Here is an 11,269-nt window from a genome sequence, read left to right on the forward strand (position 1 = left end):
CGCTGGTCAGACCTGTACGGTCACCAGTCGGCTGAACTCGGTCAGCAGATCGTAGCCGTCCCAAATCGCGGAGAACGTCAGGGCCGATCCGAAGGGAACGACACGGTCGACACCACGGCCCGCCAATTCCGTCACGAATTCCGTCAATTCTTCTTTGGTGAACCCGAATTGACCGACGGTTTGATCTTTGCGGAGCACGATCGGGACGAGGTCGGAAAGCGTGTCGACCCGCGCGTTGGCGAAAGTACCCGCGCCGAGCCACTCGCGCGGCAAGATCGCGGGGTCGGCCAGTTCGAGGGTCGCGATGCCGTTGCCCTGGAACTCGATGCCGTTGACGAGCCCGTCAACGGCCGCGCCGTATGCCGAAACCCGCTTCTGGACGGCCATCGCGGGCTCGGTGACGTGCTGTTTGGTCGCCAAGACCTCGGCGAGCAGCTTTCGGAACTCCTGTCCGGCTTCGCGAGCGCCGTCCTCGTCGCCGACCCAGAACACCGCGCGCGGTGACGAGCAGGCGGCCTGATCGAACCAGTACGAGTCGTTGTAGAAGCCCTCGGCGGCGCCGCGACGTTCGGCTTCGGAGGCGTTCCGCCAGCCGCGTACCGACGCGACCGCGAACGACGACCGGTCCGGGAAGGTCAGGTCGCGCGCGTGCGGCGCCAGCGGGTACTTGCGCAGGGCCGCGACCGAGGCGTCGCCGCCCCAGATGACCCGCAGGTCCGCGGCGACCGACAGCGCACCGCTGATCGCGTCACTGCGGTCGTAGGTGACCATGCGCTGTGTCGCGGTGATGGCGGCGGCGGTGTCGGCGTCCACTTCGGACAGTGCCGCGTTCAGCGCCTCCAGCACCGTTTCGGCGGCGCCGGCCGAACGTGACGACACGCGGACGACGTTGTGGTTGCCCGCCAGTGCGGAAAGTGCCCACGAGTACACGAAGATCGTGTCGACGTTGGCGGGCGGGACGTGGAAGACCAGCCCGCGCGGGAAGCGGAGCGCGTCACCCGATGTCTCCAAAGTGGACAGTGCCTTGGCGATCTCTCCCTTGCGCAGGAAGAAACCGAGCGACGCCAGTTCCGGGAACCGGCGCGCGATGGCGGGCGCGAGGAGCTTGCGCGCGAACTTCGTCAGGAACTCGACGACACGCGGGTCACCGACGCGAAGCCGTCCACCGACGGGCTCGGCACGCAGCTCTTCGACCAACGAGGAGACCTCGATGCCGTCGCCGAGCGGGAAACGCTGGTTCAGCATGCTCATGCCGCCGCCCCCTGGAAGGTGTCCGAGCAGCCGCGGGCCTCGGCCTTGGGCAGCCTGCCGTGCACGGAGAAATGCTTGCCCGGCCAGTCGCCGTCGTCGATCCCGTTGTACACGCCCAGATCCTCGGTGAGGAGGACGTGCCCCGGATACGAGTGCGGCAACGTGCTGACGACCTCGATCACGCCGGGTTCGCCGACCGGCTGCTCTTCCCAGGTCTCCGGATTCCGGATCACGACGTCCGCGAAATCGGGGCAGTACAGGGAGTTCCCGGAAGGTCCTTCGAGGAACACGGTGCCGATCTGCTCGATCATCCCGTAGTAGTTGTGGATCCGGGTGAGGCCGGTGTCCTCTTTGAACCGGCGGCGGAACTCGGTGTTGTCGACCGCGCGGTCGATCAGTTTCTTCCAGCCGCCGGAGTGGATCAGGATCCCGTTGGACAGGTCCAGCTCGTGCTCGCGCGCGACCTCGTAGAGGTACTGCCAAACCATGAAGGTGAAGCCGAAGATCAGGAACGGCTTGTCGCCGTAGGTGGCGAGGAACTGCTTGACGGCCTCGACGTCCGGCTGGTCGTTCTCGTCGAGCACGTAGGTGTGCTTGCGGCCGAAGTTCGCCATGCCGAGCACACCCGCGCCGCGAGCGGAGAACGAACGGCGGTTCTTGATGATGCCGATGGTGTCCACCATCAGCATCGGCAGCCGCTCACCGCCGAGGACCTCCTGCAGCGTCGCGCCGAGCTGCTTGGTCTGCGCCCCGGCGGCGGCCTTGTCCAGGTAGATCCGCGACGCGCCCGCTCCGGTGGTGCCCGAGGACGTCAGCGTCTTGAAGATCTCGGACTCGGGGATGCTGCGCAGGTCGTGCGTCTTGAACATCCGCACCGGCAGCCAGGGCAGGTCCGCGATGGACGCGAACTCCGCGTCCCGCGCGATGCCCAGCGAGGACAGGATGCGGTCGTAACCCACGGAGTTCTCGCGATGGTGCGCGGTCAGTTCGGCGAGCTGCGGAAGCAACTGCTTCTCGCGCTCAGCCTGCGAAAGCGTGAACACACTCATACCTGGGCCTCCAGCGACCGGTAGTCGATCTTGCCGCTGGCCAGCAGCGGCACGGTGTCGATGGGGCGGACGTCGAACCCGCTGGTGTGCAGGTGCAGCCGTTCGGACAGCGCCTTCGCGGCGTCCTTGCAGATCTCCTTGTCGGCCGCCTCGGCGAACAGGACGACCTTGTCCCCGGCCGGGACGGCGGCCACGACGTCGATCCCCACCGAAGCGGAACGCACGGCGTGCTCGAGATCATCCAGGCTGACCCGGTTGCCGAAGACCTTGCCGATCCGCTTGAGCCGTCCGGTGATGTAGAGGAACCCGTCCTCGTCGAGGTAGCCGAGGTCGCCGGTGGGCAGCACGCCGCCGCATTCGTCGCCCGCGGCCAGCCCGGTCTCGTCGTCGGCGTAGCCCATCATCACGTTGGGCCCCCGGTAGACGACCTCGCCGACGATCTTCGGGTGCGTGGTCTCGGAGCCGTCCTCGCGCCGGACGGCGAACGAGCCGCCGGGCAGCGCGGGACCGGCGGAACCGAGCTTCTCCGCGAGCCGCTCCGCCGGGACGGTGGTCATCCGCGGCGCGGCCTCGGTCTGCCCGTACATCACGAACATCCGTCCGCCGACCGCGCGGATCTTGTCGTTGAACTGGGCGACGAGGTCGTCGCGGAGCTTGCCGCCCGCTTGGGTCAGCGTGCGCAGCGACGGGTACTTCGCCGGGTCGAACTTGAGCCGCCGCAGCATCTCGTAGTGGTACGGCACGCCCGCGAGCGAGGTGACCTCGTGCTCGTTGACCGCGTCCCAGAACCCGCGCCCGAGGACGCCGGAAGGCTCGATGACCACGGTCGCGCCGCGGACGAGATGCGAGTTCAGCACGGACAGGCCGTAGCTGTAGTGCAGCGGCAGGCTGGTCGGCGCGACCTCGTCGCGGTCGATGCCGAGCACCTCCGCGATCGCGTCGGCGTTCGACAGCACCGCCCCGCGCGAGAGCCGGACCAGCTTGGGATTGCCGGTGGATCCGCTGGTCGGCAGCAGGACAGCCAGCTGAGGATGGGGCTCGACACCTTCGGCGGACTTCCGGACCCAGTGTCCGTCAGTGACGCCGTACCCCTCGGGCGCGGGCGCGTCGGGCGCCGACAGCACGGCGGCCGGGCGGAAGCGCTCGATGAGCCCCGACAGGACGTCGGCGTCCAGCGCCGGGTCGATCAGCGCGATCGCGCGGCCTGCCTCGAACGCGCCGAGGTAGTTCAGCACGCTGTCGAGGTCCACCGACATCCGGGCGAACAGCGCGCCCGGCGGCAGCTCCGACAACGCGGCCCCCACACGGGTGACCTCGGTGTCGAGTTCTTCGCCCGCGAGCGTCTTGCCGCTCGTGACGTCGATGAGCCGTGCACCCACACCCAAGAGGGTCATCAGAGAACCAAGCCTCCGTCGATGCCCAGCACCTGCCCGGTGATGAACGAAGCGTCATCACTGACGAGGAACCGGATCGCGTTCGCCACGTCTTCGGGCGTACCGAGCCGTCCGAGCGGCGTCTTGCCGATGTTCTCGGCCTTGGCGTCCTCGCTCAGCCCCGAGGTCAGATCGGTGTCGATGACGCCGGGCGCCACCGCGTTGACCCGGATCCCGGACCGGCCGAGTTCCTTCGCCGCCGAACGGGCGATGTTCGCCACCGCCGCCTTCGAGGCCGCGTACACCGTCTGACCGGCGCTTCCGTGCTCGCCGACGATCGACGCCAGCACCACGATGGCGCCGGTCTTCTTGCGCATCATCGCCCTGGCCGCGGCCTGGACGGTGTGCAGCGTGCCGGCGACGTTCGTGCTCAGCGTGGTGTCGACCAGTTCCTCGCGGATCATGCCGAGGAGCGCGTCCTCCATGATCCCGGCGTTGGCGACCACGATGTCGAGCTTGCCGTGCTCCTTGGCCACGCCGCGGATCAGCGTCGACACGGCCTTGGCGTCGGTGACGTCCAGCGCGAGCCCGCTCGCGGCACCCGCCGCGGCCGCCGCTTCCTTGGCCTTCGACTCGTCGCGGCCGGTCAGCACGACGGTGGCGCCCGCCTCGGCGAGCGCCCGCGCGGTGGCGAGCCCGATGCCCCGGGTACCCCCGGTGACCAGGGCTGTCTTACCGTCCAGCATCACTTGGACTGGAGGTCGGTCACCATGTCCACGGCGACCTTGAAGCTCGACATGTCGATCACCTGGTCGGTGTCGAACTCGACGTCGAACTCGTCCTCGATGGCCGCGACCAGCGCCATGTGACCGACCGAATCCCACGCCTCGATGTCGCGGTACTTCAGGTTTTCGACGTCGACGTCACCATCGAGGTCCAGCGCCTCGACGAAGACCTCACGCAGCTTGCCGGCGACTTCCGCCATGTCCGTACTCCTAATGATCGTCGCGTGGACGGGCGTCCCACGCCTTCACCAAGGTAGAGAGGTCGCCGGGCAGCCGGTCGGTCAGCCCGTCCTCAGGGAGACCGGCCTTACCCTTCAGCCACGGTCCCAGTGCCTCGATGGTGGCCTCGTCCAGCCCTCGGCGGGACAGGCCCACGGTGTTGACGCCGGTCACGCGGGCGGGGTTGCCGACCGCGATGGTGAACGCGCCCACCTCCTTGCGGACCGCGGAGCTCATCCCGACCATCGCGCCGGGGCCGATCACGACCCGCTGGTGCAGGATCACGCCCATGCCGAGGTTCGCCCCGGACCAGAGGTGGCAATGGCCACCGGTGACGACGTTCGACGCGACCGTGACGGCATCCTCGACCAGGCAGTCGTGGGCGATGTGGGAGCCGCGGAGGAAGTAGCCCCCGTCGCCGACGGTGGTCGGGCGCCAGGTGCCCTGGTGGACGCTGACGTACTCGCGGATCCGGTTCCGGCTGCCGATGACGACACCGTGGCCGTCGTGATCGGGATCACCGTTCGGCGCGGCTTCCCAGGCGGCGGGGTGCTCGCGGCCGCGGTCCTCACCGGGGGTGCCGATGGTGACGTGCGGGCCGATCCAGTTGCCGTCGCCGATCCGCGTGGGCCCCACGATGAGGGTGAACGGTCCGATGACGTTGTCGTCGCCGAGCTCGACACCCTCGCCGATGATCGCTGTCGGGTGGATGCGGTTCGCCACGTGAAGATCCGTTCGTCGTTGCTGGAGGCAGCCTGGGGTATTGGGCGCTTCGGCGGTCCCGGTAACGTGTGGCCCGCGCCAGAGAGGGCGGCCGGGCGCAGAACCGGCGGTTCACTGTACCGGACGCACCGCAGTGCCTGATTCACGAATGCCCAGTCGAGAGAGACTTGCAGATGATCCCCATTACCGTGGTCGACGTCCGTGACGCGGAGGACCTCGTCGTCGAGGTGCTGCGATCCGGCGCCATCGCACAGGGACCGATGGTCAAGCGCTTCGAGGACGCGTTCGCGAACGTTTCCGGCACGAAGCACGCGATCGCCGTCAACAACGGCACCACCGCGCTGGTCGCCGCCATCCAGGCGCTCGACCTCCAGCCGGGTGACGAGGTCATCACCTCGCCGTTCACCTTCGTGGCGACGCTGAACGCGATCCTGGAGGCAGGCGCGACCGTCCGCTTCGCCGACATCCGGCGCGACGACTTCGCGATCGACCCGGACGCCGTCGGCGCCGTGATCACCGACCGCACCAAGGTCCTCATGCCGGTGCATCTGTACGGGCAGACCGCGGACATGGGCAAGCTCGCGCCGCTGGCCGCCGAGCACGGTCTCCAGGTCATCGAGGACTCCGCGCAGGCCGTCGGCGCGTCGTTCGGGGGCAAGCCGTCGGGATCCTTCGGGATCGGCTGCTTCTCCTTGTATGCCACCAAGAACGTCACCACCGCCGAGGGCGGCGTCATCACGACGGATGACGATGGGCTCGCGGACAGCCTGCGCGTGCTCCGCAACCAGGGCATGCGCGCCCGGTACCAGTACGAGGTCGCCGGGCACAACTACCGGATGACCGATCTGCACGCCGCGGTCGGCATCCCGCAGCTGGAGAAGCTGGACCAGCTCACCGCCGCCCGCCAGGCCAACGCGAAGCGCCTGACCGAAGGCCTCGCCGGCACCCCGGGTCTCGACCTCCCGCAGGTCCTCCCGGGCCGCGAGCACGTGTGGCACCAGTACACCGTGCTGGTCGGCCCGCACGCCTTCCTCTCCCGTGACGAACTCGCCGCCGCGCTCACCGAGCGGGGCATCGGCAACGGGATCTACTACCCGAAGATCGTCTTCGACTACGACTGCTACCGGAACAACCCGCTGATCCCCGACGCGCGCGTCGAGGACTTCCCGGTGGCCGCCTCCGTCGCCGCGCAGGCGCTTTCCCTGCCGGTGCACCCGCACCTTTCCGAGTCCGACCTGGACACCATCATCGAAACGGTTCGCGAGGTACTCGGCGCATGACGACGCACAAGATCGCTCTCATCGGCACCGGGAACATGGGCTCGCTGCACGCCCGTGTCCTCGCCGCGAACGAGCGCGTGGACCTCGTGCGCGTGATCGACCCGCGCGAAGAGGCCGGCCGCAAGGTCGCCGAACGCTACGAAACCCAGTGGACGCCCGAAATCGGCTCACTGTCCGATGTGGACGCCGTCGTGCTCGCTTCGGCCACCGAGGCGCATTACGAGCTGGCGCAGGAGATCCTGAGCCAGGACAAGCCGTTGCTGGTCGAGAAGCCGGTCTGCAACAGCCTCGAATTCTCCCAGGAGATCGTCGCGCTGTCGGCGAAGAAGGACATCCCGCTGATGTGCGGGCTCCTGGAGCGCTACAACCCGGCCGTGATGACCGCGCGGGCGCTGATCAACGAGCCGATCCACCTGATGGCCCGCCGCCACGGCCCGTACGCGCCGCGGATCAAGACCGGTGTGGCGTGGGACCTGCTGGTGCACGACGTCGACCTGGCGATCCAGTTCTTCGGCGGCGCGACCCCGGCGCGGGTCGCCTCCGGTGCCGGCTACTTCCACCCGAATTCGGTCGAGGGCGCCGAAGACACCATCGAGACGGTGCTGTCGTTCGAGTCCGGGCTGGCCACGGTTTCCGCGTCCCGCCTCGGCCAGCGCAAGGTCCGCTCGCTGTGGGTGTCCGAACTGGACCGCATGATCGAGATCGACCTGCTCCGCCGCGACGTCACCATCTACCGGCACGTCTCGCACGACTCGGTCACCCCCGACGGCCTCGGCTACCGGCAGCAGACCGTCATCGAGATCCCGGAACTGGTCACCGCGCGCGAGCCGCTCGCGACCCAGCTGGACCGGTTCCTGGAACTGCTCGAAGGCAAGGTCGACGCCGACACCGAGCGTGACCTGATCCTGCCGTCGCACACCGTCGTCGACCAGGTGCTGACCCAGGCCGCTGCCTGATCTCTCGCGTTCAGTCCTCTAAATGCGGTAGTTGCCCAGCGCAACTACCGCGTTTAGAGGACTGAACGCGTTATTTCGTGAGGCGCTGGCCCTTCACGTTGTAGGCGGCGAGCGGGCTCAGGACGCTCGCCGACTCCACGTCGGCCGGGTCGAACCAGAAGATCACGACCGCCGGGTCTTCGGACCAGACGGCCGTCTTCGCTTCGACCGACTTTCCCCGCACGGTGCTGGTGATCCGCGCCGCGGCACCGGAGAAGTAGCCGAACACGGGGACGAACGTGCCCCCGACCACCTCGCCGCCGTCCGTGGCGTGGAAGCCGAAGGACCGGTCGGATCCCTTGTACTCGTTGGTGCTCATGATCGCTTCGAAGGTGCCGTCGCCGTTCCGGTAGGCGACCTGCAGGCTGAACCGGATGTCCGGCAGAACCGGCTCGTCGAGCGCGGACGCGTAGATCACCAGTTCCCGGCCGCCCTCACCGCGCGTGCCGAGCGAGATCACGTCGCCCATGGGCAGGTCCGCCGGCGCCGTGGTGGCCGACGGTGCCGGCGAAGTCGGCGCCGGAACCGGCGCTGACGCCGGGACGGTCGCGCTCGCGGCGGGTGGAAGCGGTTGCCGGTCGGGCGGTGGTTCCTTCAGCGCGACCGCGCCGACGATGACCAGCACCGTCACCATGGCGGCGGCGACCCCGCCCGCGCCCGTCGCGAGACGGCGACGGCGGCGGATGCGCCTGCCCTTCGTCATGATCGCGGCGAGGTCGGGCGCGGCGAACTCCTCGGCGGGCGGTTCCCGCAGAGCCGAGCGCAGCGTCTCGAGGTCGGTCATCGTCCCAGCCCCCCGATCAGTTCCGTTCCGTCCTCCGCGGTGATCCGCAGCTTCGTCAGTGCGCGGGAGTTGGTGCTCTTCACCGTGCCCACCGAGACCCCCAGCTCGCCGGCCACATCGGACTCCTTCAGGTCGAAGAAGTGCCGGAGCACCACAACCGCTCTTTCCCGGTCTGTGAGCGTACGCAACGCGTCAAGCAACCATTTCCGCTGGACAACGGCCCCGGCGACGTCCGCGCCGCTCGGCCGTTCGGGAACCTCCTCGGTGGCGTTCTCGCGCATCGGGCGCCGCCAGCCATCGATGATGTGGTTGACCAGGACCTGCCTCGCGTAGGCGTAGGCGTCCTTGCGGCGTACCCGCGACCAGGCGGCGTACGTCTTGGCGAGCGCGGTCTGAGCGGCGTCCTCGGCCTGATGCCGATCGCTGGTCAGCAGGTAGGCGGCATGCTGCAGACGGGTCGACGAGTTCCGCACGAACTCGACGAACTCGTCATCGCCGCGAGCCACGCTGGTCCTCATCTCCGTTCGACGGTTGACCACCCGAAAGGTTGCCTCAACCTTTTCGGCCGCTCCCCCGTAGAGGTCTTCGCATGATCTTCGACCACTGGGAGGCACCGCAAATGAAATCACCCGGGAAGCGGACGACGCTGGCAGGCGGCGGAATCGCCGCCGTCGGCCTCGCGGTCGTCCTTTCGACCACCTTGACCGCGAACGCGGCACCCGCACCGGCACCCGCGCCCGCACCGGCGGCGGAGGTCGTGGAGGCACCCGTTCCGGTGCGGGACGCCGAGGAACCGGCCAACACACCGTGGGGTGACGTCATCGGCACCGGCGTCCAGGGCGACGGCGGTGAGCTGGTGTTCTACGGCGTGAAGATCGACATCGAGCAGCTCCCGCAGACGACCTTCGGGATCATGGCCGGGCACCGGTCGGCCGACGGCAAGGTGACCGCCGGCACCGTCACCAACGAGTACTCCGGCCCCGACAAGTCACCTGGTTTCCACGCGGTGTCCGGCGGATTGAACGGCATCCCGTCCTTCGGCTACTACGCGGGCCCGGCCGCGAAGATCACCGCGAAGGTGAACGGCAAGACCGTCACCGCGCACCAGGCCGCCTGGAGCGTGGACCCGAACATCGTCGTGTTCTGGTTCGACTCCGCCGCGGACCCGCTGAAGCTGGCCGCCTTCGACGCCTCCGGCAAGAAGCTGCCCGCCGGCAACCCCGATGTCGGCCACGGCTGAGGTCAGTTCTTGCGTCGAGTGAGGCGCAACGCGACGACGAGACCGGCGAGCACCACGGCGACCGCGAGCACGATCCACACCCAGACCGGCAACAGGCCTTCGGGAGTGGTCTCCTCTGCTTGCGGGGCCGGGGTGGCGCTGGTCGCGGGGGCCGCGCTGCTCGCCGGAGCCGCCGCGCTGCTGGACGACGGCGAGGACGCGGGGAAGCTGAGGTTGAACTTCACCGAACCGCTCGCGACGTGCGAATCCTCGGAGGCCACCTGGTAGCGCAGGGTGTACTCGCCCGCGGGCCCGACGGCCTGTACCGGCGCGGTGACGACGGTTCCGGCGACTTCCGCCCGGCCGACCGTCCACGAAGCGTTCTCGGGCCCGGTGATCTGGATCGGGTCGTCGGTGAGGGTGACCGGGCCGGAGAACGTCAGCTGGACCTGCGTCGGCGGCGTCGCGAGCGAAGCGCCGCTCTCCGGATCGCTGCTCTTCAGCTCCGTGTGGGCCATCGCCGGGGTCGCGGCACCCAGCAGAGCAACCCCGGCGACCAGCAGGGACGCACCGAACCGCTTGAACCTCATCAGACACCCTTCACGCGGAAATTCCCACGGTGAGCCTAGTGGCCGGACGCGGCAGCTCACGAGCCTCGTGAGGGGTAATGACGGTTCTAACGAGGGTTAAGGCAAACGTGGCGTGTTCGGGCGGGATGGTGGCTTGGGTGACGTGGCGCCGTACTCGCGTGCTTGGAGCCGGATCTCGCGTGCTTGGAGACGTAACACCCGAGTGCGGAATTCAGGCACGCGAGTTACGTCTCTGAGCACGCGCGTTACGCCTTCGCCTAGCCCCTCACCTCGGCGAACAGGCCCGCCCGCAACCACGACACCTTTGTCTTTCTTCTCAATAACCGTCATTACCACTCGCGAGGGGTGCTCAGGGGCGCTGCGCGTGGCGGGTGGTGAGGGCGTCGAGGTCGAGGGTGACCGGGGTGCCCTCGAAGTCGAGTGACACCTTGCCGGTGTGCTCGCCGAAGTTCTCGTACTCGCCGTCGACCAAACGGTAGGTGATCATGCTCGGCGGGTCGTCGAGGTCGACGATCCAGTAGTGCTCGATGCCGACTTCGGCGTACTCCGAGAACTTGGTGACCCGGTCGGTGCGGACCGAGCCTTCGGAAAGGACCTCGATGACGAGACGCACGTCTTGAGCGGCATAACGAGCCGGATTCCCTTCCACCAGCTCGGTCGCCGCGACGAGGACGTCCGGGACGCGAACCGTCAACGGGAGTTCCGCGACGACGAACTCGGCTTCCGAGAGAGCCATGAGGGACTCAGGCAGTTGCTCGTTGAGCACGTATCCCAGGCGGGTGACCGCGAGCTGATGGAACGACATCGGCCGAGGGGCCACGACCAAGACTCCTTCGACGACTTCTGCGCGGTGTTCCGGGTCTTCCGGCAACGCGGCCCAGTCGTCGAGGGTCAGGAGGCGGTGAGGCCACTGCACGACACTCATCGAACTCCTCCTTCGCCGGTGATCGCCAGACCATCTTCCCACGGTTTCGCCGAAACGGTAGCGCTACACACGGTAG

General features: G+C 68.3%; 13 protein-coding genes. 3 read left to right on the forward strand and 10 right to left on the reverse strand.

Features of this window, described 5'->3' with window-relative positions; all coding sequences use genetic code 11:
• Positions 1-6: 6 nt before the first annotated feature.
• From ACZ54P_RS00655 to ACZ54P_RS00680, 6 genes are read right to left on the reverse strand one after another with little or no spacing between them, the layout of a single operon-like run.
• The gene (locus ACZ54P_RS00655) at positions 7-1,251 is read right to left on the reverse strand and encodes an acyl-CoA reductase (RefSeq protein WP_465459465.1); all 1,245 of its coding nucleotides are present in this window, start codon (positions 1,249-1,251) and stop codon (positions 7-9) included.
• The gene (locus tag ACZ54P_RS00660) at positions 1,248-2,300 is read right to left on the reverse strand and encodes a LuxE/PaaK family acyltransferase (RefSeq protein ID WP_465459466.1); all 1,053 of its coding nucleotides are present in this window, start codon (positions 2,298-2,300) and stop codon (positions 1,248-1,250) included. The genes ACZ54P_RS00655 and ACZ54P_RS00660 overlap by 4 nt, the downstream gene beginning before the upstream one ends.
• Positions 2,297-3,694, reverse strand: a complete 1,398-nt coding sequence (locus tag ACZ54P_RS00665) for an AMP-binding protein (RefSeq protein ID WP_465459467.1) — start codon at positions 3,692-3,694, stop codon at positions 2,297-2,299. Before ACZ54P_RS00665 ends, ACZ54P_RS00660 begins: the two co-directional genes overlap by 4 nt.
• Positions 3,694-4,419, reverse strand: coding sequence for an SDR family NAD(P)-dependent oxidoreductase (locus ACZ54P_RS00670; RefSeq protein WP_465459468.1), 726 nt, complete (start codon positions 4,417-4,419; stop codon positions 3,694-3,696). The genes ACZ54P_RS00665 and ACZ54P_RS00670 overlap by 1 nt, the downstream gene beginning before the upstream one ends.
• On the reverse strand, positions 4,419-4,658 hold the full coding sequence (locus tag ACZ54P_RS00675; protein WP_034309750.1) for an acyl carrier protein: 240 nt from the start codon (positions 4,656-4,658) through the stop codon (positions 4,419-4,421). Before ACZ54P_RS00675 ends, ACZ54P_RS00670 begins: the two co-directional genes overlap by 1 nt.
• A 10-nt stretch (positions 4,659-4,668) precedes the next feature.
• The gene (locus ACZ54P_RS00680; protein WP_465459469.1) at positions 4,669-5,400 is read right to left on the reverse strand and encodes a UDP-N-acetylglucosamine acyltransferase; all 732 of its coding nucleotides are present in this window, start codon (positions 5,398-5,400) and stop codon (positions 4,669-4,671) included.
• A 173-nt stretch (positions 5,401-5,573) separates the two neighbouring features.
• Between ACZ54P_RS00680 and ACZ54P_RS00685 the strand changes: the two genes are divergently transcribed.
• Together ACZ54P_RS00685 and ACZ54P_RS00690 are read left to right on the forward strand one after the other, a co-directional pair.
• Entirely contained in the window at positions 5,574-6,680 is a 1,107-nt protein-coding gene (locus ACZ54P_RS00685) for a DegT/DnrJ/EryC1/StrS family aminotransferase (RefSeq protein WP_465459470.1), read from the forward strand.
• Entirely contained in the window at positions 6,677-7,636 is a 960-nt protein-coding gene (locus tag ACZ54P_RS00690) for a Gfo/Idh/MocA family protein (protein WP_465459471.1), read from the forward strand. Before ACZ54P_RS00685 ends, ACZ54P_RS00690 begins: the two co-directional genes overlap by 4 nt.
• A 70-nt stretch (positions 7,637-7,706) precedes the next feature.
• Here the strand turns inward: ACZ54P_RS00690 and ACZ54P_RS00695 are convergent, their stop codons facing one another.
• Both ACZ54P_RS00695 and ACZ54P_RS00700 read right to left on the reverse strand, forming a co-directional pair.
• A complete protein-coding gene (locus ACZ54P_RS00695) occupies positions 7,707-8,459 on the reverse strand; it encodes a hypothetical protein (RefSeq protein WP_465459472.1) in 753 nt (250 codons plus the stop codon).
• The gene (locus tag ACZ54P_RS00700; RefSeq protein ID WP_465460194.1) at positions 8,456-8,965 is read right to left on the reverse strand and encodes a SigE family RNA polymerase sigma factor; all 510 of its coding nucleotides are present in this window, start codon (positions 8,963-8,965) and stop codon (positions 8,456-8,458) included. The genes ACZ54P_RS00695 and ACZ54P_RS00700 overlap by 4 nt, the downstream gene beginning before the upstream one ends.
• A 113-nt stretch (positions 8,966-9,078) precedes the next feature.
• Here ACZ54P_RS00700 and ACZ54P_RS00705 point away from each other — a divergent pair, with 113 nt between their 5' ends.
• A complete protein-coding gene (locus ACZ54P_RS00705; protein ID WP_465459473.1) occupies positions 9,079-9,699 on the forward strand; it encodes a hypothetical protein in 621 nt (206 codons plus the stop codon).
• Between the two features lie 2 nt (positions 9,700-9,701).
• On the opposite strand, the gene ACZ54P_RS00710 is transcribed toward ACZ54P_RS00705, so the two are convergent.
• Together ACZ54P_RS00710 and ACZ54P_RS00715 are read right to left on the reverse strand one after the other, a co-directional pair.
• On the reverse strand, positions 9,702-10,268 hold the full coding sequence (locus ACZ54P_RS00710; RefSeq protein WP_465459474.1) for a copper resistance CopC family protein: 567 nt from the start codon (positions 10,266-10,268) through the stop codon (positions 9,702-9,704).
• A 349-nt stretch (positions 10,269-10,617) separates the two neighbouring features.
• The gene (locus tag ACZ54P_RS00715; protein ID WP_465459475.1) at positions 10,618-11,193 is read right to left on the reverse strand and encodes a Uma2 family endonuclease; all 576 of its coding nucleotides are present in this window, start codon (positions 11,191-11,193) and stop codon (positions 10,618-10,620) included.
• Between the last annotated feature and the right edge of the window lie 76 nt (positions 11,194-11,269).

This window comes from Amycolatopsis sp. NPDC034160 (assembly GCF_055575355.1).